This is a genomic window from Streptomyces sp. NPDC028331 (genome assembly GCF_055565775.1).
The window spans coordinates 103,858-126,695 of record NZ_JBVHTR010000002.1 but is presented as its reverse complement, the minus strand read 5'-3'; the positions used below and the strand labels follow the sequence as shown (position 1 = coordinate 126,695).

17 protein-coding genes are annotated in these 22,838 nt (G+C 71.8%); 8 read left to right on the top strand and 9 right to left on the bottom strand.

From position 1 onward, the window contains the following. The first annotated feature begins 363 nt into the window (after positions 1-363). Positions 364-1,221 (top strand): helix-turn-helix domain-containing protein, encoded by an 858-nt coding sequence (locus tag ACZ4SW_RS02710; protein ID WP_468236976.1) that lies wholly within the window; start codon positions 364-366, stop codon positions 1,219-1,221. A gap of 226 nt (positions 1,222-1,447) precedes the next feature. Next, positions 1,448-1,636 carry a DUF397 domain-containing protein gene (locus ACZ4SW_RS02705; protein WP_200420833.1) on the top strand — a complete coding sequence of 63 codons (189 nt, stop codon included), beginning with the start codon at positions 1,448-1,450 and terminating at the stop codon, positions 1,634-1,636. An 84-nt stretch (positions 1,637-1,720) separates the two neighbouring features. Here the strand turns inward: ACZ4SW_RS02705 and ACZ4SW_RS02700 are convergent, their stop codons facing one another. Then, complete coding sequence (locus ACZ4SW_RS02700; protein WP_468236973.1) at positions 1,721-2,569, bottom strand: hypothetical protein; 849 nt, start codon at positions 2,567-2,569, stop codon at positions 1,721-1,723. Between the two features lie 198 nt (positions 2,570-2,767). Here ACZ4SW_RS02700 and ACZ4SW_RS02695 point away from each other — a divergent pair, with 198 nt between their 5' ends. Further along, entirely contained in the window at positions 2,768-3,553 is a 786-nt protein-coding gene (locus ACZ4SW_RS02695; protein WP_468236971.1) for an SDR family oxidoreductase, read from the top strand. Positions 3,554-3,743: 190 nt separating this feature from the next. Beyond that, positions 3,744-5,294 carry a sodium:solute symporter family protein gene (locus ACZ4SW_RS02690; protein WP_468236969.1) on the top strand — a complete coding sequence of 517 codons (1,551 nt, stop codon included), beginning with the start codon at positions 3,744-3,746 and terminating at the stop codon, positions 5,292-5,294. Positions 5,295-5,344: 50 nt separating this feature from the next. On the opposite strand, the gene ACZ4SW_RS02685 is transcribed toward ACZ4SW_RS02690, so the two are convergent. Further along, positions 5,345-6,460, bottom strand: coding sequence for an ADP-ribosylglycohydrolase family protein (locus tag ACZ4SW_RS02685; RefSeq protein ID WP_468236966.1), 1,116 nt, complete (start codon positions 6,458-6,460; stop codon positions 5,345-5,347). A 159-nt stretch (positions 6,461-6,619) separates the two neighbouring features. Here ACZ4SW_RS02685 and ACZ4SW_RS02680 point away from each other — a divergent pair, with 159 nt between their 5' ends. Then, positions 6,620-7,132, top strand: coding sequence for a DUF2165 domain-containing protein (locus tag ACZ4SW_RS02680; protein ID WP_468236964.1), 513 nt, complete (start codon positions 6,620-6,622; stop codon positions 7,130-7,132). A gap of 9 nt (positions 7,133-7,141) precedes the next feature. Here ACZ4SW_RS02680 and ACZ4SW_RS02675 read toward each other — a convergent pair whose 3' ends face one another. After that, on the bottom strand, positions 7,142-9,730 hold the full coding sequence (locus tag ACZ4SW_RS02675) for a bifunctional FO biosynthesis protein CofGH (protein WP_468236962.1): 2,589 nt from the start codon (positions 9,728-9,730) through the stop codon (positions 7,142-7,144). Between the two features lie 192 nt (positions 9,731-9,922). Here ACZ4SW_RS02675 and ACZ4SW_RS02670 point away from each other — a divergent pair, with 192 nt between their 5' ends. After that, on the top strand, positions 9,923-11,449 hold the full coding sequence (locus tag ACZ4SW_RS02670) for a CehA/McbA family metallohydrolase (RefSeq protein ID WP_468236960.1): 1,527 nt from the start codon (positions 9,923-9,925) through the stop codon (positions 11,447-11,449). 158 nt (positions 11,450-11,607) lie between these two features. Next, the gene (locus ACZ4SW_RS02665) at positions 11,608-12,003 is read left to right on the top strand and encodes a nitroreductase/quinone reductase family protein (protein ID WP_468236957.1); all 396 of its coding nucleotides are present in this window, start codon (positions 11,608-11,610) and stop codon (positions 12,001-12,003) included. A 14-nt stretch (positions 12,004-12,017) separates the two neighbouring features. Here ACZ4SW_RS02665 and ACZ4SW_RS02660 read toward each other — a convergent pair whose 3' ends face one another. From ACZ4SW_RS02660 to ACZ4SW_RS02635, 6 genes are all read right to left on the bottom strand, one after another. Continuing rightward, a complete protein-coding gene (locus ACZ4SW_RS02660) occupies positions 12,018-13,469 on the bottom strand; it encodes an aldehyde dehydrogenase family protein (protein WP_468236954.1) in 1,452 nt (483 codons plus the stop codon). Further along, positions 13,466-15,196: an N-acyl-D-amino-acid deacylase family protein gene (locus ACZ4SW_RS02655; protein WP_468236952.1), complete on the bottom strand. Its 1,731-nt coding sequence runs from the start codon at positions 15,194-15,196 to the stop codon at positions 13,466-13,468. Before ACZ4SW_RS02655 ends, ACZ4SW_RS02660 begins: the two co-directional genes overlap by 4 nt. A gap of 95 nt (positions 15,197-15,291) precedes the next feature. Next, complete coding sequence (locus ACZ4SW_RS02650) at positions 15,292-16,410, bottom strand: LLM class flavin-dependent oxidoreductase (protein ID WP_468236949.1); 1,119 nt, start codon at positions 16,408-16,410, stop codon at positions 15,292-15,294. 113 nt (positions 16,411-16,523) lie between these two features. Continuing rightward, the gene (locus tag ACZ4SW_RS02645; RefSeq protein WP_468236946.1) at positions 16,524-17,300 is read right to left on the bottom strand and encodes an SDR family NAD(P)-dependent oxidoreductase; all 777 of its coding nucleotides are present in this window, start codon (positions 17,298-17,300) and stop codon (positions 16,524-16,526) included. Between the two features lie 12 nt (positions 17,301-17,312). Then, positions 17,313-18,218 carry a TIGR03619 family F420-dependent LLM class oxidoreductase gene (locus ACZ4SW_RS02640; RefSeq protein ID WP_468236944.1) on the bottom strand — a complete coding sequence of 302 codons (906 nt, stop codon included), beginning with the start codon at positions 18,216-18,218 and terminating at the stop codon, positions 17,313-17,315. Between the two features lie 125 nt (positions 18,219-18,343). Beyond that, entirely contained in the window at positions 18,344-19,588 is a 1,245-nt protein-coding gene (locus tag ACZ4SW_RS02635) for an amidohydrolase family protein (protein ID WP_468236941.1), read from the bottom strand. Positions 19,589-19,801: 213 nt separating this feature from the next. Between ACZ4SW_RS02635 and afsR the strand changes: the two genes are divergently transcribed. Further along, entirely contained in the window at positions 19,802-22,744 is a 2,943-nt protein-coding gene (gene afsR, locus ACZ4SW_RS02630) for an SARP-family global regulator AfsR (protein ID WP_468236939.1), read from the top strand. Positions 22,745-22,838 lie beyond the last annotated feature (94 nt).

Sequence of the window (22,838 nt, the reverse complement as noted above, 5' to 3'; positions counted from 1 at the left end):
AACCAGCAAACCTTCCACACCACACCGCCCCCGAACCCTTGTTGACACCCCCCATCCCCCGGGGGGTGGGGGACTCCTACTCCTGTTCCGCCGGCACCCCCCCCCCCCCCCCCGCGGCCGCATGCGTGCGCCGTACCGGGCGGAGGACTCGTCGGGGGCCCGGCCCATGCGGAATTCCGTACGATGGGGCGCCGAGGTGTTCGGTAACCGGGGTGGCATGGGCCCAACTTCTGGCCAAGGGCCACCCAAAGGGCGTGCGATCGCCGCATATCCGCGGTTTCCCAGCGGTAAGAAGCACCTTGGTGGCAATCTGCTCAACAGCAGATACGCAAAGTAGAAGCAGGCAGCCGGAGGTGCACGTCCGTGGCGTCGAATGTCAATCCCACCGTCCGGCGCCGCCGGCTGGGCCAGGAGTTGCGCCGGCTCCGGGAACTCAAGGGCATGACCGCCGAAGAGGTCGCCGAGCGCCTGCTGGTGTCGCAGTCGAAGATCAGCCGTCTGGAGAACGGCCGCCGCAGCATCAGCCCGCGCGACGTCCGGGACCTGTGCGGAGTCTACGAGGTCGAGGACCAGCGTGTCGTCGAATCGCTGATGGAGATGGCCCGCGACTCCCGCCAGCAGGGCTGGTGGCACGCGTTCGGGGACATCCCCTACAGCGTCTACATCGGCCTGGAGACCGACGCCGAGTCACTGCGCGTCTACGAGCCCCAGATCATCACCGGCCTGCTGCAGACCCGTTCGTACGCCGAGGCGCTCATCCAGGGCGCGCTGCCCGAGACGTCGCCGGCCGACATCGAGAAGCGCGTCCAGGTGCGGATGCGCCGCCAGGAACGCATCTCCGCCGAGAACAACCCGCTGCGGCTGTGGGTGGTGCTGGACGAGGCGGCGCTGCGCCGGCGCGTGGGCAACAACCTGGTGATGCGCGAACAGTTGGAGCACCTGGCCGAGATGTCGCGGCTGCCGCACGTCACCGTGCAGGTGCTGCCGTTCGAGGTGGGGGCGCATCCCGGCCTCAACGGCCAGTACGCCATCCTCGAGTTCGCCGACGCGGCCGACTCCAGCGTGGTGTACCTCGAGGGCGTCACCAGCGACCTGTACCTGGAAAAGGCCCAGGACGTGCAGAAGTACGCCGTGATGTACGAGCACCTGCGGGCCCAGGCCCTCAATGTGGAGCAGTCCCGCAAGTTCATCGACGACGCGGCCAAGGACTACGCCTCCTGAGGCTCGCGCGCGGCGAGCGGCGGATCTTACACCGGTGGTTAATCCGGGCGTAAGACGCTGCTGGAATATGCCACCCGGACGAGTGAACGACTCCTCCGGACGCAGAGGTTGCCGAGTAGCGTCGATCACGCCACCAGTCAACAAGTTGGCGCGATTCGCATCGCGGATCCCGTGAGGGGCCCGCGGCGCGGTCACAGCAACTCAGCAACTCGTCACCGGAGTGAACATGGCTGTTCTTCAGGGGGCCACGGCAACGTGGACCAAGTCGTCGTACTCGGCCGGAAACGGCGCCTGCGTCGAGGTCAAGTCGCCCCTTCCGTCGGCGCTGTTCGTGCGGGACTCGAAGGTCACCGAAGGGCCCGTCCTGGCCTTCCCCGCCGACGCCTGGAACACGTTCGTCGCGTCGATCAAGTAGTGCCGAGCGGCCCCACCACGCCCACGACAGAGCCCTCTCGACTGGCCCGCCGTCCCGGCCGAGGGGGCTGTAATCTGTCCGGCCTCAGCGGAGCCGGTCCACGTACCGGTCCGTCCCCGGCACCGTCGGGATGAACGGGGCCACCAGCTCCACTCTCCCCAGCCCGCTCTCCCCCACCTCCCCGTCCAGTCCCGTGAAGTGCTCCTCCCAGCACTCCCGCGGGTCCTCCTCCAGGAACCACAGCAGGGTCAGGCGCGTGTCCACGCCCTCCACCTGCTGGACGTAGGTCATGCGGTCGCCCGGCAGCGGCGTCGGCCGGAAGACGGTCACCATGGCCGCCGGGGAGCCCGCCAGGCGCCGCGGCAGACCGCGGGTGCGCAGCCACTCCAGCAGGTCGGCGCGCCGTCCGGGACCGTCCGCGTCGACCACCTCCAGGACCAGGCCCGCATACGGGTGGTCCAGCGCGTGAACGTCGCGCGGTCCGGCCGCCCCGTCCCGGTAGACCGTCGCCTCGTGGTCCTGGAACGCCGTGAAGACGTGGGAACGGTCCTGGTAGACGCGTGCGTCGCGGTTGAGGCGCTGGTTGATGGCGACCGTCCAGCGCATGTGGTCGTCGTAGCGGCCGTCCGTGATCCAGTACGTCGACAGATAGCAGCCCGCCGTGACCGGCCGGGCCACCGCCGACTTCTCGGGGTAGCGCAGGAGTTGCAGATCGCGGGTGGCGACCCAGCGGCGGCCCGCGTACATCCACGGCATGGCCATGGCGCCGGCGTAGTAGTGGTCGTCCTCGTACCAGCGGTTGTACGCGTACTCGTGCCCCGGGTGCGGTTCCACCATGGTGATCAGCGCATGGCCCGGGCGGACGCCGTACGGCCCCACGGCGGCCAGTTCCGCGTACACCTCGCTGCGCGTGTCCTCGCGCCCCTCGCTCATACCGCTTCCCCTTTCCCCTTCCGCCCTCTGCCGCTCCCCCCTACTCTGACGCTCCGTCAGATCCAGCACCAGAGGCCGGGCGAGAGCCGAAGGGGCGCGCCGGTGTGGGGAGTGTGACCGCGCGGAGGTCCGAAGGGCTCCCCACACCGACTCGGGCGTCCCGTAGGTGAACGACCACGAAAAGAGGGGGAGGTCACCATGTCGCTGCTCCAGGGCAGGACCGTCGTCGTGTCGGGGGTCGGTGCCGGGCTCGGTCATCAGGTCGCCGCGGCCGTGGTGCGGGAAGGGGGCGACGCGGTGCTCGGGGCGCGTACGGAGGCGAACCTGGCCAAGACCGCCGCCGCGCTCGACCCGGACGGCGCGCACACGGCGTACCGGGCGACCGACATCACCGACGAGGCGCAGTGCGAGGCGCTCGCGGCGCTGGCGCTGGAGCGGTTCGGGCGGATCGACGCGGTGGTCCACGTGGCGGCCTGGGACAGCCACTTCGGCGGCCTCCAGGACGCGGATTTCGCCACCTGGCAGTCGGTCATCGACGTGAACCTGCTCGGGACACTGCGGATGACGCGGGCGTGCCTGCCGGCGCTCCGGGCGCGCGGAGGCTCGGTCGTCTTCATCGGCACCCAGTCGTCGGTCGCCGCCCCCTCGCAGGTGCGGCAGGCGGCGTACGCGGCGTCGAAGGGGGCGCTGACCAGTGCGATGTACTCGCTGGCGCGGGAGCTCGGCCCGTACCGGATCCGGGTGAACACGGTGCTGCCCGGCTGGATGTGGGGCCCGCCCGTGGAAGCGTACGTGCGCTTCACCGCCCACACCGAAGGGGTGCCGGAGGCGGACGTGAGAAGGCGCCTGACCGACCGCATGGCGCTGCCCGACCTGGCCACGGACGGCGACGTGGCGGACGCCGCGGTGTTCCTGGCCTCCGACCGGGCGCGGGCGATCACGGGGCAGTCCCTGCTGGTGAACGCGGGTGAGCTGATGCGGTGACCCGCGCCGCGGCGCAGTCCTGTGAACATGCGGGTACGCGTCCGGCCGGAAACAGCCGCTGATGGACATGTATATGAATGACTCTCAGCCAACAGAACGATTTTACCTCCCTTTGACCAGTACGCCGGTTGTCGTGCCCATGCGACGGAAACCACCATGAGCGGGCACTTCGGCAGGGAGGGAGGGGTACATGAACGGCTTCGACTGGGCCGTCCTGGTCGCGTACTTCGGCGTGATGACGGCGATCGGCGTCTGGTCCCACAAACGCGTCGACAACGTCAGCGACTTCTTCACCGCGGGCGGCCGGATGCCGTGGTGGCTGTCCGGCATCTCGCACCACATGTCCGGCTACAGCGCGGTGATGTTCACGGGATACGCCGGCATCGCCTACACCTACGGCATCACCTCCTACGTCACCTGGGCCCTGCCGATCGCCATCGGTGTGCTGCTCGGCGCCAAGCTGTTCGCGCCGCGCCTGAACCGGCTGCGCTCACGGCTGCGGGTGGCCTCGCCGCTGGAGTACCTGAAGGACCGCTACAACGTGCCCACCCAGCAGGCCCTGGCCTGGTCCGGCATCCTGCTGAAGATCGTGGACGTGGGCGCCAAGTGGGCGGCGATCGCGACGCTGCTGAGCGTGTTCACCGGGGTCACGATCACTCAGGGCATCCTCATCACCGGTGGCATCACGGCGGTGTACTGCACGATCGGCGGTCTGTGGGCGGACGCGCTGACCGAACTGGGCCAGTTCGTCATCCAGTTGCTGGCGGGACTGGCCATGCTGGTCATCGCACTGCACAAGATCTCCGAACAGGGCGGTCTGTCCAAGGCGCTGGACTCGCCGAAGCTGGACGGTCACGGGCACGGTTTCGCGGGCCCCTACATGACGGTCTTCTTCATCTCCTACCTGTTCATCAAGCTGTTCGAATACAACGGCGGCATGTGGAACCAGGCCCAGCGCTACATGGCGACGGGCAGCGCGAAGCAGGCGACCCGGTCCGCCCTGCTGTCGGCGGGCCTGTGGTTCGTCTGGCCCGTCATCCTCTTCATCCCGATGTGGCTGTCCCCGCTGCTGGTCACCGCGAAGAAGCCGGACGGCTCCGACGCCTACGGCCTGATGACCGAGCAGTTGCTGCCGCACGGCCTGCTGGGCCTGGTCGTGGTCGGCTTCTTCTCGCACACGATGGCCATGTGCTCCTCCGACGCCAACGCGATCGCCGCGGTGTTCACGCGGGACGTGGTGCCGGTGCTGTCGAAGGCGGCGCGGGCGTGGAACACGCGGACGGGGCTGATCGCGGGCCGCGTGACGACGGTCGCCTTCCTCGGCCTGTCCATGGCGGTGGCGACGCAGGTCAACTCCCCCACCTTCAAGGACATCATCACGGTGGTCATCAAGTGGGTGGCCGGTCTGATGGGACCGATCGCGATCCCGTTCATCCTCGGCCTGCTGCGCACGTTCCGCAGGTCCGGCCCGACGGCCGCGCTCGTGAGCTGGGCGGCGGGTCTGCTGGCGTTCTTCTTCGTCAACTACCACCTGGACTTCTCCCAGCGGACGGACGTGAAGCTGGAGTACCAGGTGGCGGTGCCGATGGTGATCTCGCTGGTCCTGTACGTCGTGATCGGCCTGGTGAAGCCGGAGGACACCCCCGGGCGGGACGCGATCATCGAGAAGATCAACACCGACGACGACGGGGCGACGGTCACGGTGCCGGCCGCGGGTACGGCCAGCCCGTCCGGAGTCTGAACCGAGGCTCCTGCGGCCGGTGGGGTGCGGGGGCGGATCCCTCGGGCGGTCTACGCCCGCGGGTACCGCTCCAGCCACCCCGGCGCGGACCCCGTGGGACTGTGCAGCGCGGGGCCCTGCGTCATCTCCATCGCGAAGTCGTCCGCCAGGACCAGCATCGTGGGACGGCCCTCCAGCTCGGCCAGCCAGGCCGGCGGCAGAGCCGTCTCGCCGTGCAGCGCCCCCAGCAGGCCACCGGTCAGCGCCCCCGCCGCCCCGGAGGGACCCCCCTGGTTCACGGCGAGGCACAGCGCGTGCCGGACGTCCTCCCCCACCAGCGTGCAGTACACGGCGACCGACAGCGCCCCGGCCGCCGTACCGTCCCCGCCCAGCTCCTCGATCCGGTCGGGCGTCGGCATCCCCTGCCGTACGGCCCCCAGCGCGTGCTGCAACGCCTCCGCGACCTGCTGCTGCCCCGGTCGCGGGGCGAGCAGCGCCAGGGCCCGCTGCACACCCGCGTCCAGGCCCTCCCCGCGCGCCAGCGCGTGCAGGATCACGGCGTACGCGCCCGCCGCGAGGTAGGCGGTGGGGTGCCCGTGCGTCTGCGCCGCGCACTCGACGGCGAGTTGCAGCACGAGCTGCGGATCCCACCCGACGAGCAGCCCGAACGGCGCGGAGCGGGCGGCGGCTTCGGGCCCCTGGTCGCCCGGATTCTTCGGCGCGTCCAGCGTGCCCATCGTGTCGTCCCCGAAGCCCAGCAGGCAGGCCCGGGCCGGCGAGCGCCGGGCGTACAGCCACTCCTCGCGGGCCAGCCAGCCGTCCTCCTTGCGCCGCTCGTCGGGCCCCCAGTCCCGCTGGGTGGCCGCCCAGCGCAGATACGCCCGGTGCAGATCGGTCGGCGGATGCCAGGCGCCCGTGTCTCGGCGGACCTGGGCACGGATCAGCCCGTCCACGGAGAACAGGGTGAGCTGGGTGTGGTGGGTGATCGCGCCACGCCGGCCGTGCCCGAACGCCAGGTCCGTCAGCCCCTCGGGCCCGTACGCCTGCCGGATCTCCTCCAGGGTGAGCCCGTCGACGGGCGCGCCCAGGGCGTCGGCGACGGCCACGCCGAGCAGCGTGCCACGCACTCGGCTGCGGAAGTCCTGCTGCTCGGCGCGCCCCCAGACGGCACCGGCTGTCGCACCCACCCCAGGCCTCCTCATGGCACCGCGTGCACCTCAGACGCGCAGCACTGTAATCGAGTGGGAGCGGTCGGCTCAGGGCTGCCGAACGTCATGCACACCACACTTCCGCGACCGCCCGAAAATCCTCTGTGAGCGGCCGAAAGCCGTCTCCATAGTTGGATCATGGCCGAAACAACGAGAAGCCCCCACACCCGGTCCGCGCTCCCCCTCGCCGCGACCCTCCTCACCGGCACGGTCGCCCTCTACATCGCGCTCGTCGCGTTCGGGAACATCACGGACTTCGGCACCAACCAGCAGTTCGTCCGGCACGTGCTCGCGATGGACACCACCTTCAAGGACGACGACCTGATGTGGCGCGCCATCACCTCGCGCGCCTGGGAGGACGCCGCGTACGTGGCGATCATCGTCTGGGAGACGGCCGCCGCCCTGATCCTGATCGCCGCGACCTGGCTGTGGGCGCGCCGCCACCCGCGCGCCCGTTGGCTGTCCGACATCGGTCTGCTGATGCTCCTGCTGCTGTTCGGCGCCGGGTTCATCGCGATAGGCGGCGAGTGGTTCGCGATGTGGCAGTCCAAGACCTGGAACGGCCTGGACGCGGCCACCCGGGTCCTCGTCCTGACCGGGGTGGTGCTGCTGGCGACGCATCTGCCGGGGGCGGCGCGGGAGGAAGACTGACCTTCACCGTCAGTCGTCCAGCACGGGCAGCAGTTCCGGCAGATGCCCGTCGGATGCCGCCGCCGCCCGCCGCCGTTCCTCCGGGACCTCGCCGTAGACGGTGGTGCGCGGCCTGGCCGGGCGGCCGGCCGCCTCCGCGACGGCGACCAGGTCCCTGATCGACTTGTACGAGCCGTAGGAGGAGCCCGCCATGCGGGAGATCGTCTCCTCCATCAGGGTGCCGCCCAGGTCGTTCGCCCCGGAGCGGAGCATCTCCGCCGCACCCTCCGTGCCCAGTTTCACCCAGCTCGTCTGGATGTTGGGGATGTGCGGGTGCAGCAGGAGGCGCGCCATCGCGGTGACGGCGCGGTTGTCCCGCATCGTCGGTCCGGGGCGGGAGATGCCCGCCAGGTACACCGGGGCGTTGGTGTGGATGAACGGGAGGGTGACGAACTCCGTGAAGCCGCCCGTGCGTTCCTGGATCCCGGCCAGGGTCCTCAGGTGGCCCAGCCAGTGGCGGGGCTGGTCCACGTGGCCGTACATCATCGTGGACGAGGAGCGGATGCCCAGTTCGTGGGCCGTCGTGACGACCTCGATCCAGGTCGCCGTGGGCAGCTTGCCCTTGGTCAGGATCCAGCGGACCTCGTCGTCCAGGATCTCCGCCGCCGTGCCCGGGATCGTGTCCAGGCCCGCCTCCTTGGCGGCCGTCAGCCACTCGCGGATCGACATGCCCGTGCGGGTCGCGCCGTTGACCACCTCCATCGGGGAGAAGGCGTGCACGTGCATGCCGGGGACACGGGACTTCACCGCCTTCGCGATGTCGAAGTACGCCGTTCCGGGCAGGTCCGGGTGGATGCCGCCCTGCATGCACACCTCGACCGCGCCCACGTCCCAGGCCTGCTGGGCGCGGTCGGCGACCTGCTCCAGGGAGAGCGTGTAGGCGTCCGCGTCGGTGCGGCGCTGCGCGAACGCGCAGAAACGGCAGCCGGTGTAGCAGACGTTGGTGAAGTTGATGTTCCGGGTGACGATGTAGGTGACGTCGTCGCCGACCGCGGACTTGCGCACGTCGTCCGCGATGCGGGTGAGCGCGTCCAGTGCCGGGCCGTCCGCGTGCAGCAGCGCCAGCGCCTCGTCGTCCGTCAGCTTCGTCGGGTCGTCGGCCGCCGTGCGCAGCGCCGCCCGTACGTCCGCGTCGATGCGCTGCGGCGCCATGCCGGGCGCCGCCGCCTCGCGCAGGGCCTCCCAGTCGCCGTACACCTCGTCGAAGTCGTCCCGCCGGTCGCGCGTACGGCCGTCGGTGTCGATCGTGCGGTGCAGGTCCGTGCGTCCGGCCGCGACGAACACCTCCTCGGGCTCCTGCCAGGGGTGCCCCTCGACCACCGCGTCCTCGCGCGCCAGACCCGTCTCGGGGTCCGCGAGCGCCGCGACGTGCGGACGCAGCCGCGGGTCCAGCCAGGGCTCGCCGCGCCGTACGAACTCCGGGTAGACGCAGAGGCGTTCACGCAGTTCGAAGCCCGCCGCGGCCGACTTCGCGGCCAGCTCCTCGATCTGCGGCCAGGGCCGCTCGGGGTTCACGTGGTCGATGGTCAGGGGCGAGATTCCGCCCCAGTCGTCGATGCCGGCGCCGATCAGCCGCTCGTACTCGGAGTCGACGAGGTTCGGCGGGGCCTGCAGGCAGGCGGAGGGGCCCATGATGTGCCGGGCCACGGCCACCGCGGCGACCAGTTCGTCCAGTTCGGCGTCCGGCATGCCGCGCATCGCCGTGTCCGGCTTGGCGCGGAAGTTCTGGATGATCAGCTCCTGGATGCCGTGGTGGGCGCGGGAGACCTTCCGCAGCGCGAACAGCGACTCGGCGCGCTCCTCGTGGGTCTCGCCGATGCCGATCAGGATCCCGGAGGTGAACGGGACGGAGGAGCGGCCGGCGTCCTCCAGCACGCGCAGGCGGACCGCGGGTTCCTTGTCCGGGGAGCCGTAGTGGGGGCCGCCCGGCTCGGACCACAGCCGGGTCGCCGTGGTCTCCAGCATCATGCCCATCGACGGGGCGACCGGCTTGAGCCGCTGGAAGTCGGTCCAGGACAGCACGCCCGGGTTGAGGTGCGGCAGCAGGCCCGTCTCCTCCAGGATGCGGATGGAGATGGCCCGTACGTAGGCGATCGTGTCGTCGTAGCCGTGCGCGTCCAGCCACTCGCGCGCCTCGGGCCAGCGGTCCTCCGGCTTGTCGCCGAGGGTGATGAGGGCTTCCTTGCAGCCGAGGGCGGCGCCCTTGCGGGCGATGTCGAGGACCTCGTCCGGGGACATGAACATCCCGTGCCCGTCGCGGCGCAGCCTGCCCGGCACGGTGACGAAGGTGCAGTAGTGGCACCTGTCGCGGCACAGGCGGGTCAGCGGGACGAAGACGCTCTTCGAGTAGGTGATGACGCCGGGCCGGCCGGCGGCTTCCAGGCCCGCGTCGCGTACCCGGGCGGCGGAGGCGGCCAGGTCGTCGAGGTCCGCGCCGCGGGCCTGGAGCAGCACCGCCGCCTCCGCCACATCGAGCGCGACACCGTCTCGGGCGCGTTTGAGGGCGCGACGCATGGAGTTCTCGGTGGGGCCGGTTCCGGAGGTCGCGGAAGTCGTCATCCCTCGAGCATACGTACGCGGTGATCAGGTCAGACAGGCGTGCCCGCCGCACCCCTGTCCCGTTCCGCCGAATGTCGCGCCCAGCACGGCTGCCGATCCGTTTCCCGTGCACCGCAGTTCACGGGCGGACACCACAGTGGTGTGCGCCATCCCTGCACCACCCCTGTCATCCGACACATCGGGAGCAGCAGCATGTGCGAGGACGACCACGGCAACGGCATGGGAAGACGCGCACTGTTCGTGACGGGTGCGGCCGCCGCGCTTACGTTGGGAACCGTGAGCTTCTCCCAGGGCCCCGCCGCCGAGGCGGCCGACAACCAGGAGACGAGGACGGTGCGCGGCACGCTGCCCACCGGCTCCCCCGACTTCGTGTACCTGCCCGTCGACGTCCCCGAGGGCGTCCGTGAGATCCACGTCGCCTACACCTACGACAAGCCGTCCGTCCCGTCCGGCACCCAGGGCAACGGCCTGGACATCGGGATCTTCGACGAGCGCGGCACCGAGCTGGGCGGCCAGGGCTTCCGCGGCTGGTCCGGCGGGGCGCGCAGCGAGTTCTTCGTCCGCGCGGACGACGCGACTCCCGGCTACATCCCGGGCCGTATCCGCGCCGGCACCTGGTACATCGTGCTGGGCCCGTACACGGTGGCGCCGCAGGGCCTGACGTACGAGGTCACCGTCACGCTGACCTACGGGGCCCAGGGCGAGACCCCGAGGCCCGTGTACCCGCCGTCCCGGGCCAGGGGCCGGGGCCGTGCCTGGTACCGCGGGGACTGCCACCTGCACTCCTGGTACTCCGACGGCCGCCGGACGCCGGCCGAGATCGCCGCGCTGGCCCGGGCGGCCGGCCTGGACTTCATCAACACCTCGGACCACAACACCCACTCCTCGCACGCCCACTGGGCCGACCAGGCGGGCGACGACCTGCTGATCATGACGGGTGAGGAGGTGACGACGCGCAACGGCCACGTGCTGGCGCTGGGCACCGACCCGGGCACGTTCGTCGACTGGCGCTACCGGGCCCGCGACAACCGCTGGGCCCGCTTCGCCCAGCAGATCCGCCGCGCGGGCGGCCTGGTCGTCCCGGCGCATCCGCACGCCACCTGCATCGGCTGCGGCTGGAAGTTCGGCTTCGGCGAGGTGGACGCGGTGGAGGTGTGGAACGGACCGTACACCCCCGACGACGAGGTGGCGCTCGCGGACTGGGACAGCACACTGGTGGCGTCGGTCCGTCAGGGCCACGGCCGGTGGCTGCCGGCGATGGGCAACAGCGACGCGCACCGCGACCCGGACGCGGTGGGCACCCCGCAGACCGTGGTCCTCGCCGACGACCTGACCCGCCAGGCCGTTCAGGAGGGCATCCGCGCGGGCCGTTCGTACGTCGCCGAGTCCCGGCACGTCTCCCTGGCCTTCACCGCGTCGGGCAGCCGCGGCCAGCACGCGGGCATCGGCGAGCGGCTGCAGGTGGACCGCGACACCCCGGTCACGGTCCGCCTGGAGGTGCGGGGCGCACCGCGCTGCACGGTCCGCTTCGTCACCGACCAGGGCACGCTGTTCACGAGCGACCCGCTGCCGGTGGCGGGCTCGGGCACGGTCGAATGGCGCACGACGGCGTCGTACGCGGCCTACGTCCGGGCCGAGCTGCGGCACGAGGCGGCGGCGGGCCCGGTACCGGGGGCGCTGGCCGCCTTCACCAACCCGCTCTTCCTGGGTGAGGCCTAGGGCCGCGAAAGGCACTGGAACGGTTCCACGGCGCCCGACACGTGGGGTGTGAGCCCCTTCGCCACGGCGCGCGGCCGTATGTCGCGCGCCCCGCTCCCCGATCTGCGAGACTGCGCGGGGCGCCCAGCGCTTCCCGTCGTCAAGGAGGGCAAGGGACGATGTCGGACTTCGCCGATCGCAAGCAGCGGGTCGTCACGGCGTTCCAGCGCCACGTCGGCAACCCGCTGCTGCGCCGTCTGCCCCTCCAGACGGTCCTGGAGACGACGGGCCGCGTGTCGGGGCTGCCACGCCAGACCCCGGTGGGCGGCCGCCGCGTCGGCGACTCCTTCTGGCTGGTGTCGGAGTACGGAGAGAAGTCCCAGTACGTCCGCAACATCCGGGCGAATCCACGTGTCCGGGTCCGCATCCTGGGCCGCTGGCACACGGGCACGGCCCACCTGCTCCCGGACGACGACCCCCGGGCCCGCCTGAAGAAGCTGCCGCGCATGAACAGCACGGTGGTGCGGGCCTTCGGGACGCAGCTCCTCACGGTACGGGTGGACCTGGACGGCTGAGACGGACGGCCGAGTCAGCCCGGCCACACGATCGCCTGCAACTCGCTGTAGGCGTGCAGGGCGTAGGAGCCCACGTCACGGCCCACCCCGCTCTTCTTGAAACCGCCGAACGGCGCCTCCATGTTGCGGCCGACCGTGTTCACACCGACACCGCCCGCCCGCAGCCTGCGGGCCACCCGGAAGGCGCGGGCCACGTCGCGCGACCACACGTAGTCGATCAGGCCGTAGTCGGAGGCGTCGGCCAGCTCGATGCCCTCCTCCTCGTCGTCGAAGGGGACGACCACGACCACCGGGCCGAAGATCTCCTCCCGGACCACCCGCATGTCGGGGGCGCAGTCCGCGAGGAGGGTGGGGGCGACGTAGAAGCCGCGTTCGTGCGGGGGCCGTTCGCCGCCGGTGACCAGCCGCGCGCCCTCCTTGCGGCCCAGTTCGACATACGCCTCCACCCGGTCCCGGTGCGCCGCCGAGATCACCGGGCCCACCACGGTGTCCCGCTCCCGCGGGTCCCCGACCTTCAGCCCGCGGGCGTACTCCGCCAGGCGGGACACCAGCCGGTCGTACACGGCCCGCTGCGCGAGCACCCGCGTCGGTGCCGTGCAGATCTGGCCGCTGTAGAAGGAGAACGTGGTGCCGATCCCGGCCACCGCCGCGTCCAGGTCCGCGTCGTCGAAGACGAGCGCCGCGCCCTTCCCGCCCAGCTCCATGAGCTGCCGTTTCATGGACCGGCCGCACACCTCGGCGATGCGCTGCCCCACGGCCGTGGAGCCGGTGAAGCTGACCATGTCGACGTCCGGGCAGTCCACGGCCGCCTCGCCCACCTCGGGGCGCGCACCGCTGACCACGTTCACCACGCCCGGCGGCGCGCCCGCCTCGTGAAGCGCCTCCGCCATGCGGTACACCGACAGCGGGTCCTGCGGGGCCGGCTTCACGACCACCGTGTTGCCCATCGCGAGCGCCGGGGCGACCTTGCCCGCCGGGTTCGCCCAGGGGTTGTTGTACGAGGTGACGCAGGCGACCACGCCGACGGGTTGGCGCACGGCCAGGGCGCCCATGACGGTCGCCGGGCCGAACGGGCCCGCCTCGTTGATCTGCGGCGGCAGCGGCTGTTCCAGCGGTTCCGCCCGTGCGTACCGCCGGAAACGCGCCACCGCGACCCCGACCTGCATCCCGCGTGCCGTCCCGGTCGTCGCGCCGCTCTCCGCCTGCGCCAGCTCGGCGTACGGCCCCAGGCGGCCCTGGATGATGTCGGCCGCCCGCGCCAGCACCGCCGCCCGTTCCCCGGGCGGCGTCCGGGACCACGGCCCGAACGCCTCACGGGCCGCGGCGCAGGCCGCCCGCACCTGGTCCCGCGAGGCCTCCGGCGCCCACCCGACGATCCCCTCGGTCGCCGGATCGGTCACCCGGTAGTGGCCGTCGTCCGGCTCCACCCACGCGCCGCCGACGAACAGCCGCTGCCGGTCGCTCACGTGGTGCTCACCGTCCTGGTGTCCCGCCCGGAGCGCAGCACCTTGCCCGGCACGGCCCCGGTCACCACGTCGTCCCGGATCGCCTCGACGCCGTTGACCCAGACGGCCCGTATCCCGATCGCCCGCGCGTCCAGCCGCGGGCTGTCCCCCGGCAGGTCGTGCACCAGGGTGGCCTGCCCGGCGTCGATCCGCTCCGGGTCGAAGAGGACCAGATCGGCGTGGAAGCCCTCGCACACCCGGCCGCGCTCCCGGAGCCCGAAAAGCCGCGCGGGGTCGTCCGTCAGCATCTTCACGGCCTGCTCCAGCGGCACCAGCCTCCGGCCGCGCAGACAGTCCCCGAGGAACCGGGTCGTGTACGGCGCCCCGCACATGCGGTCCAGATGGGCGCCCGCGTCGGAGCCGCCGAGCAGGACGTCCTCGTGCCGCCAGGTCTCCGCCCTCAGGGCCCAGGAGCCGGGGTCGTTGTCGGTGGGCATCGGCCACAGCACGGTACGCAGGTCGTCGTTCGCGCAGATCTCCACCAGGCACGCGAAGGGGTCCTGGCCGCGCTCGGCCGCGATGTCCTTCACGACCCGCCCGGTCAGGCCCGCGTTGCGCGGGCTGTAGGTGTCGCCGATGACGTACCGCCCGAAGTCGGCGAGGCGCCGGAAGACGCCCGCCTCCCTGGAGTCGGCGCGCCGCAGCATCTCGGCCCGGACCCCGGGGTCGCGCAGCTTCGCGATCCGCTCGGGCACCGGCAGGCCCAGGACCGGTCCCCAGCCGGGGATCAGGTTGAGGGCGCAGAACGTGCCGAGGGACATGTTCATCGGGGTGAGGATCGGCATGGTCAGGGCCACCACCCGGCCGCCCGCCTTCCGGGCCCGCTCGCTCGCGGAGAGCTGGCGCGGCACCCGTTCGGGGACGGCGGCGTCGATGGTGAGGACGTTCCAGTTCAGCGGCCGTCCGGCCGCCGCGCTCAGCTCCACCAGCAGGTCGATCTCCGGGTCGCTGAACTGGTCCAGGCAGCCCGCGACGATCGCCTCGATCTGCGTGCCCTCGTGCTCGCCGACCGCCTGGGCGAGCGCCAGCAGTTCCGCCGGCCGTGCGTGCCGGGAGGCGACCGGCCTGCCGTCACCGTCGGAGTGGGTGGAGGACTGGGTGGTGGACAGCCCCCAGGCGCCGGCGTCCATGGCCTCGTGGAACAGCCGCAGCATGGCGTCCAACTGCTCGCCCGTCGGCTGCCCGCCGACCGCGTCCGGGCCCATCACGTACCGCCGCAGCGCGCAGTGCCCCGCCATGAAACCGGCGTTGACGGCGATCCGCCCTTCGAGGGCGTCCAGGTACTCCCCGAACGAGTGCCAGCTCCAGGGCGCCCCCTCCTCCAGGGCGACCAGGGACATGCCCTCCACCTTGGACATCATCCGCCGGGTGTAGTCGGCGTCCTCGGGGCGCGCCGGGTTCAGCGGGGCGAGCGTGAAGCCGCAGTTGCCGGCCGCGACCGTGGTGACCCCGTGGTTCAGGGACGGGGTCGCGTACGGGTCCCAGAAGAGCTGGGCGTCGTAGTGGGTGTGCGGGTCGACGAAGCCGGGGGCGAGGACCAGGCCGGTGGCGTCCTCGCCGGTGCGGGCGTCCTCGGTGACCGTGCCGACGGTGGCGATCCGGCCGTCTCGTATGCCGACGTCCGCGGTGAAGGCGGGCGCACCGGTGCCGTCCACGACGGTGGCGCCCTTGATGAGGTGATCGAGCATGGGGCTCCTTCCCAACTCCGGTGCGGGAACGCGCCCCGAAGGGGCGCGGGGAACTGCGCGACCAGCCACATCAGGCCCGCAGCCCGCGACGGCGATCACACGGCAGCCCGGAACCGGCTGGTCCGATGAACGGGATCCGTGTCGATCTTCGGAATCACGTGCTCCCCGATCAGCCGTATCGTCTGCAGCGTCTCCTCCTTCGGTATCCCGACCGGAAGCCCGAAGCTGAGCTGGTCGGCGCCCGCCTGCTCCCACCGCTTGCACTGCCGCAGCACCTCGTCCGGGTCGCCGCAGATCAGCAGCTCCTCCTCGATGAGCAGTTCGAGGAATTCCTCGGTGTACTCGGGGAGCGTGTCCGGCCACACGGGGAAGCCCTCGGGGCGCGGGAAGGTGTCGTGGTAGCGGAAGACGAGGGACGGCAGGTAGTGCAGCCCGCCGTTCATCGCGATGCGGATGGCCTCCTCGTGCGTGGGCGCGCAGATCGCGGTGGTCGTCACCATCACGTTGTCGTTGACGAAGTCCCCCACGGGCTCGGCGTCCACGATCGCCGTCTTGTACTGCTCGAGCACCCACTCCATGTCGGAGACCTTCTGCACGCTGAAGCCGAGCACCCCGAGGCCCTTCCTCGCGGCCATGGCGTACGAGGACGGGGACCCGGCGGCGTACCACATGGCGGGGTGCGACTTCCCGTACGGCTTGGGCAGCACCTTGCGGGGCGGGAGCGACCAGTGCTTGCCCGTGAAGCCCTGGTACTCGTCCTGGAGCCACATCCTCGGGAACTCGGCGATGGTCTCCTCCCAGATCTCCTTGGTGAAGTTCATGTCGGTGATGCCGGGCAGGAAGCCGAGGATCTCGTGGGAGCCGGCACCGCGTCCGCTGCCGAACTCGAACCGGCCCTCGCTGAGGTGGTCGAGCATGGCGACCTTCTCGGCGACCTTCACCGGGTGGTTGACCTGGGCCAGCGGGTTGAAGATGCCGGAGCCGAGGTGGATGCGCTCGGTGGCGTGCGCGAGGTAGCCGAGGAAGACGTCGTTGGCGGAGAGGTGCGAGTACTCCTCCAGGAAGTGGTGCTCGGACGCCCAGGCGTACTTGAAGCCGGACCTGTCCGCCTGGATGACGTACTCGGTCTCCTCCATCAGCGCCTTGTGCTCCGCGAGCGGGTCGGTCTCGGCCCGCTTGCCGACGTATCCCTGTACGAAGAGCCCGAATTCCACGGAGGTCACCGTCCCCACGAGTATCTACCTGACGATCCGTCAGATTGACTTGCCGCCGACTGTCGCACCACCCCGCCGGACCGTCAATAGTTGACGGTCGGTCAGATCGCGCTTCAGACGATCGAGACCCCGGCCAGCCAGCCGCCGTCGATCACGAACGGCTGCCCGGTGATGTAGGAGGAGTCCTCCGAGGTGAGGAACAGCGCGAGCCGCGCCACCTCCTCGGGCCTGCCGACCCGCCCGAGCGGCACGAGCCGGCGGTACAGCTCGTCCAGGGCGCGGGACATCACCTCGGGGTCCGCCTCCGGGTCCAGCCGGGCGGGGTTGGACATCGGGGTGTCGACGGCCCCCGGGCACACCGCGTTCACCCGTATCCGCTGCGGCGCCAGCTCGATCGCGGCGACCCGGGTGAGGCCCAGGACGGCGTGCTTGGTCGCCGCGTACGCCCCCACGGCCGCCATCCCGGTCAGCGCGGTGTACGAGGCCGTGTTGACGATGGTGCCGCCGCCGGCCGCCGCGATCTCGGGCGCGAGCGTCCTGATGCCGAGGAAGCAGCCGACCTGGTTGACCCGGACGACGCCCATGAACTCGTCCAGGGGCGTGTCGGCAAGCGCGTTGAACCGCAGGATGCCCGCGTTGTTGACCAGCCCGTCGACATGCCCGTACGCCTTCTTCGCGGCGGCCACGGCGGCGGACCAGTCCGCCTCACGGCCCACGTCGAGGTGCACGTACGACTGCCCCAGCTCCTTGGCGAGCGCCTCCCCCTGGTCGTCGAGCACGTCCGCGAGGACCACCCGGGCGCCCTCCGCCGCGAACAGCCGCGCCTCCTGCTCGCCCTGCCCGCGCGCCGCCCCGGTGACGATGACGACGCGGCCGTCCAGCTTGCCCATGGGGTCTGCTCCTCAGTCCAGGCGGGGCGCGACCTCGGCCCCGAACGCTGCGATCTGGTCGGTGAGTTCGGCGCGGCTCCGGCTGCGGAAGCGCACCTGGATCTGGTCCACGCCCATCGCGCGGTACGCCCGCAGGGACTCGGCGACCGCTTCCGGCGGGCCGGCGACCGTGCGCGGCCCGACGTCCCAGCGCGGCTCGCCGACGTAGAGGGGCTCGGTGATGGCGCCGACGGTGAAGGGGCCGTCGAGTCCCCGCTCCTCCCGGAGCCGGCGCAGGCGGGTGATCTGCGCGGGCAGCCGTTCGCGCGGATCGCCCTGCGGCAGCCAGCCGTCGCCCTTCAGCGCGGCCCGGCGCACGGCGGCGGGCGAGGAACCGCCCACCCAGAGGGGGACGCGCGGCTGGGCGGGCCGGGGCCGCTGCCCGAGCCCCTCGAAGTCGTACGCCTTCCCGTGGTGCACCGGGAACGCCTCGGGCCCGAGGGCGGCGCGCAGCGCGTCGACCGCCTCGTCGAGCAGGGGGCCGCGCCGCCCGAAGTCCACCCCCAGCGCCTCGAACTCCTCCCGCACATGCCCGGCCCCCACCCCGAGGACGAGCCGCCCGCCGCAGAGGTGGTCGAGGGTGGCGTACTGCTTGGCGGTGACGAGCGGATGCCGCAGCCCGACGATCGCGACATGGCTGAGCAGCCGTACGCGCTCGGTCACACCGGCCAGGTACCCGAGGGTGGCCACCGGGTCGTACCAGACCGTGCCCATGGCGGGGGCGAGCCGGCGCGGGATGGCGACGTGGTCGCAGCAGGCGAGGTAGTCGAACCCGGCGGCGTCGGCGGTCCGGGCGACGGCGACGAGGTCGCCCGGACCGGCCTCGGCCTCCCAGGGCTCGGCGTAGAGGGTGGACTGGGACTGGACGGGGAGCTGCATGCCGTAGCGGAGGCGCCCGGGTGGGAGGGGCCCGGACCGGAGCGACCGGGACGGGAGGGGTCCGGACCGGAGCGACCGGGACGGGAGGGGCTCGGACGGGGGCGACCCGGACCCGGGGGGCCCGCTCAACGTCCGCCGCCCGGCCACAGGCCGTCCTCCGTCAGCCCCAGCAGCTCGATGGCGTTGCGCCGGACGATCCGCTCGACGACGTCCGGCTCCAGGTGGCCCATCTGGGCCTCGCCGACCTCGCGCGACTTGGGCCAGGTGGAGTCGGAGTGCGGGTAGTCGGTCTCGTACAGGACGTTCCCGACCCCGATGGCGTCCAGGTTCCGCAGACCGAAGGCGTCGTCGAAGAAGCAGCCGTAGACGTGTTCGGCGAACAGCTCGGACGGCGGGCGGTGCACCTTGTCGGCGACGCCGCCCCAGCCGCGGTTCTCCTCCCAGACGACGTCGGCGCGCTCGAGGATGTACGGGATCCAGCCGATCTGCCCCTCGGCGTACATGATCCTGAGGTTGGGGAAGCGCTCCAGCTTCCCGCTCAGCAGCCAGTCGACCATCGAGAAGCAGCAGTTGGCGAAGGTGATCGTGGAACCCACGGCGGGCGGGGCGTCGGCGGACGTGGACGGCATCTGGCTGCTGGAGCCGATGTGCATCGCCACGACGGTGCCGGTCTCGTCGCAGGCGGCGAGGAACGGGTCCCAGTCGTCGGTGTGGACGGACGGCAGGCCGAGGCGGGGCGGGATCTCGGAGAACGCGACGGCGCGAACGCCGCGACCGGCGTTGCGGCGAACCTCGGCGGCGGCGAGTTCGGCGTCCCACAGGGGGATGAGGGTGAGGGGTATCAGGCGTCCGTGGGCCTGCGGCCCGCACCACTCCTCCACCATCCAGTCGTTGTAGGCCCGGACGCACAGCAGCCCGAGCTCGTGGTCCTTGGCCTCGGTGAAGGTCTGCCCGCAAAAGCGCGGGAAGGTGGGGAAGCAGAGGGCGGACTGCACGTGGTTGACGTCCATGTCGGCGAGGCGCTCGGGAACGTCGTACGAGCCCGGGCGCATCTGCTCGTAGGTGATGACCTCGAGCCTGACCTCGTCCCTGCTGTAGCCGACGGCGGTGTCGAGGCGGGTGAGGGGCCGGCGCAGGTCCTCGTACACCCACCAGTCGCCGAGCGGGCCGTCGTCGCCCGGGGCGCCCATGACCGGGCGGAACCTGCCGCCGAGGAACGTCATTTCCTTCAGGGGAGCGCGGACGATCCGCGGGCCGGTGTCCCGGTACTTCGCCGGGAGACGGTCCTGCCAGACGTGCGAGGGCTCCACGGTGTGGTCGTCGACGGAGATGATCTCCGGGAAGGCGCTGTCGGTCGCTGAGGTCTCCATGCCCGCCAACGTAGCGCTGATCTGACGGTCCGTCAGCTATCTGGTCGCTCACCGCGGGCGGGCGCTCCGGAGATGCGGAGAGCGTGTGGGGACCTTGTGACGCACCGCACCGCGGCCTGTGATCGCCGTCTCCCACGGCTGACGCATCCGCCATGAACAAGGCAAACTGGCCTCTTGGTTGTGGACGGTTCGGCAGGGGGCCAGGGGGCAGCGATGGACGGTGTGCCGCGAGTACCTGAGCAGCGGGGTCCCGAGGATTCGGCGACGCTGCGCTTCGGCGTGCTCGGCCCGGTGCGCGCCTGGCGGGGGAAGGAGCCGCTGGTCACGGGCTCGCCACAGCAGCGAGCCCTGTTGGCCGCGTTGCTGATGCGCGAGGGCCGTACGGCGACGGCCTCCGAACTGATCGACGCGCTGTGGGGCGACGACCCGCCCCCGCGCGCGCTGGCGGCGGTCCGCACGTACGCCTCCCGCCTGCGCAAGGTCCTCACACCGGGTGTCCTGGTCAGCGAGTCGGGCGGCTACGCGGTGCGGCTGGGCGAACCCCACTCCCTGGACCTGGCCGCGGCCCAGGAGCTGGCCGCGCAGGCCGAGAAGGCGAAGAACTCCGGGGACCTGTGCCACGCCCGGCACGTCCTGAACGAGGCGCTGGCGCTGTGGGACGGGGAGCCGCTGGCCGGGGTGCCCGGCCCGTACGCGGAGGCACAGCGGGCCCGCCTGGAGGAATGGCGCCTGCAACTCCTGGAGTCCCGCCTCGACATGGACCTGGAGCAGGGCTGCCACGCCGAGGCGGTCTCCGAGCTCACGGCCCTGACGGCCGCGCACCCCCTGCGCGAACGCCTGCGGGAGCTGCTGATGCTGGCGCTGTACCGCTCCGGCCGGCAGGCGGAGGCCCTGGCGGTCTACGCGGACACGCGCCGCCTGCTGGCCGACGAACTCGGGGTGGACCCCCGCCCGGGCCTGAAGGAACTCCAGCAGCGCATCCTCCAGGCGGACCCGACCCTGGCCGAACCCTCGGCACCGGCGCCCGAACCCACCGCCGCCCCGGTACGCCCGGCGCAGCTCCCGGCCACCGTCCCGGACTTCACGGGCCGGGCCGCCTTCGTCGCCGAACTGAGCGAGGTGCTGGCGTCGGCGGAGGGCCGGGTGATGGCGGTGTCGGCGCTGGCGGGCATCGGAGGCGTCGGCAAGACGACACTGGCGGTCCACGTGGCCCACCAGGCCCGGTCGTCCTTCCCGGACGGCCAGCTCTACGTCGACCTCCAGGGCGCGGGCCCGAGGGCTGCGGAACCGGAGACGGTCCTCGGCTCCTTCCTGCGCGCGCTCGGCACGGCGGACTCGGCGATCCCGGACTCGCTGGAGGAGCGGGCCGCGCTGTACCGCTCGGTGCTGGACGGCCGCCGGGTGCTGGTCCTGCTGGACAACGCGAAGGACGCGGCGCAGGTACGCCCGCTGCTGCCGGGCACGGAGGGCTGTGCCGCCCTGGTCACGTCACGGGTCCGCATGGTCGACCTGGCCGGGGCCCACCTGGTGGACCTGGACGTGATGTCGCCCGACGAGGCGCTGGCGCTGTTCACGAAGATCGTCGGCGAGGAGCGGGTCGCCTCGGAACGGGAGGCGGCGCTGGACGTGGTCGCGGCGTGCGGCTTCCTGCCGCTGGCGATCCGCATCGCCGCGTCCCGCCTGGCGGCGCGCCGCACCTGGACGGTCTCGGTCCTGGCGGCGAAGCTGGCGGACGAACGCCGCCGCCTGGACGAACTCCAGGCCGGCGACCTGGCCGTGAAGGCCACCTTCGAACTGGGCTACGGCCAACTGGAGCCGGCCCAGGCCCGCGCGTTCCGCCTCCTGGGCCTGGCGGACGGCCCGGACATCTCCCTGGCGGCCGCCGCCGCGGTCCTGAACCTCCCCCTGGAGGAGACGGAGGACCTGCTGGAGTCCCTGGTCGACACGTCCCTGCTGGAATCGGCGGCCCCCGGCCGCTACCGCTACCACGACCTGGTCCGCCTCTACGCGCGTGCCTGCGCGGAACGGGACGAACACCCACCGAGCGAGCGGGACGCGGCGATGTCGCGGTTGCTGGACTTCTATCTGGCCACGGCGGCGGGGGTGTACGCGCTCGAACGGCCGGGAGACCGGCTGGTGGACCACCTGGAGAGGCCGAGGTACCCGGGGCTGACCTTCACCGACCGGCTCCGGGCGCAGGACTGGCTGTACGCCGAGGCGGTGTCACTGCTGGCCTGCGTGCGACAGGCCACGGGCGCAGGATTCCTCCGGCGAGCGGTCGACGTGCTCTGGGCCGCGGTGGACCTGGCCGAGTCCGGCACCAACTCCAAGACGTACGAGAATGTCGCTTCCGCGCTCCGCGAGGCGGCGCGGGAGGCGGAGGACCGGCGGGCGGAGGCGCGAGCGCTGATCACCCTGGCCTACGCCCACAGCGTGACCGGCCGCTTCGACCTGGCCGACCAGGAGGCCGCTCAGGCCCGCGAGCTGACCAGTGCCTCCTCCGATCCGCTGGCCAGTTGCTGGTCCTCCAACATCCTCGGCGTGATCGCGCTCTATCAGAGCCGCCACGACGACGGCGAGTCGCACCTCCTCCACGCGATCGAGAGTTTCCGCGCCTGCGACGACCGCCCGGGAGAGGCGAGTGCCCTGTGCAACCTCTCCCGCATCCACCTGGCCACCGGTCGGACCGACAGCGCGGTGTCCCTGGCCCGTCAGGGCACCGGGATGTACGACGCGATGAGCCACGCCCTCAAGGGCGCCAACGGCCGCTACGCGCTCGGCCTCGCGCTCACGCAGCAGGGCAGCCTGGCCGAGGCCGCCACCGAACTGCAGGCGGCACTCACGGTGTTCCGGGAAAGCCGCCAGCGCCTGTGGGAGGGCATGTCCCTGTTCCGCCTGGCCGAGGTCGACCTCGCCGCCCGCCGCCCCGCGCAGGCCGCGTCGAACGCAGAATCGGCTCTCACCGTGCTGCGTGGCATAGGCGGCGACTGGCGCCGGGCCAATGTCCTCGTCGTCCTCGGCCACGCACTGAGCGGCATCGGACAGCCCGGGCGGGCAGAGGTCTGCTGGCGCGATGCCCTCAAGGCCTTCGAGTCCCTGGGCGCTCCCGAGGCCGAGACGGTCCGAAGCCTGCTCAAGCCGCTCGCGGCTGCGTGAGGCGGACGTTCATCGTTCGTTTATCGCCTCCCGGCACTCTCGTCTTGTCGTTCCGTCGCGTCGGGGGGCAGGCGGGGGGACCGGACCGTTGCAC

What these genes read in the sequence shown, in the direction of transcription:
- ACZ4SW_RS02705 (WP_200420833.1), top strand. Translation starts at nt 1,448, where the DNA reads ATGGCTGTTCTTCAGGGGGCCACGGCAACGTGGACCAAGTCGTCGTAC.
- ACZ4SW_RS02700 (WP_468236973.1), bottom strand. Translation starts at nt 2,569, where the DNA reads ATGAGCGAGGGGCGCGAGGACACGCGCAGCGAGGTGTACGCGGAACTG.
- ACZ4SW_RS02695 (WP_468236971.1), top strand. Translation starts at nt 2,768, where the DNA reads ATGTCGCTGCTCCAGGGCAGGACCGTCGTCGTGTCGGGGGTCGGTGCC.
- ACZ4SW_RS02690 (WP_468236969.1), top strand. Translation starts at nt 3,744, where the DNA reads ATGAACGGCTTCGACTGGGCCGTCCTGGTCGCGTACTTCGGCGTGATG.
- ACZ4SW_RS02680 (WP_468236964.1), top strand. Translation starts at nt 6,620, where the DNA reads ATGGCCGAAACAACGAGAAGCCCCCACACCCGGTCCGCGCTCCCCCTC.
- ACZ4SW_RS02675 (WP_468236962.1), bottom strand. Translation starts at nt 9,730, where the DNA reads ATGACGACTTCCGCGACCTCCGGAACCGGCCCCACCGAGAACTCCATG.
- ACZ4SW_RS02670 (WP_468236960.1), top strand. Translation starts at nt 9,923, where the DNA reads ATGTGCGAGGACGACCACGGCAACGGCATGGGAAGACGCGCACTGTTC.
- ACZ4SW_RS02665 (WP_468236957.1), top strand. Translation starts at nt 11,608, where the DNA reads ATGTCGGACTTCGCCGATCGCAAGCAGCGGGTCGTCACGGCGTTCCAG.
- ACZ4SW_RS02655 (WP_468236952.1), bottom strand. Translation starts at nt 15,196, where the DNA reads ATGCTCGATCACCTCATCAAGGGCGCCACCGTCGTGGACGGCACCGGT.
- ACZ4SW_RS02645 (WP_468236946.1), bottom strand. Translation starts at nt 17,300, where the DNA reads ATGGGCAAGCTGGACGGCCGCGTCGTCATCGTCACCGGGGCGGCGCGC.
- ACZ4SW_RS02640 (WP_468236944.1), bottom strand. Translation starts at nt 18,218, where the DNA reads ATGCAGCTCCCCGTCCAGTCCCAGTCCACCCTCTACGCCGAGCCCTGG.
- ACZ4SW_RS02635 (WP_468236941.1), bottom strand. Translation starts at nt 19,588, where the DNA reads ATGGAGACCTCAGCGACCGACAGCGCCTTCCCGGAGATCATCTCCGTC.
- afsR (WP_468236939.1), top strand. Translation starts at nt 19,802, where the DNA reads ATGGACGGTGTGCCGCGAGTACCTGAGCAGCGGGGTCCCGAGGATTCG.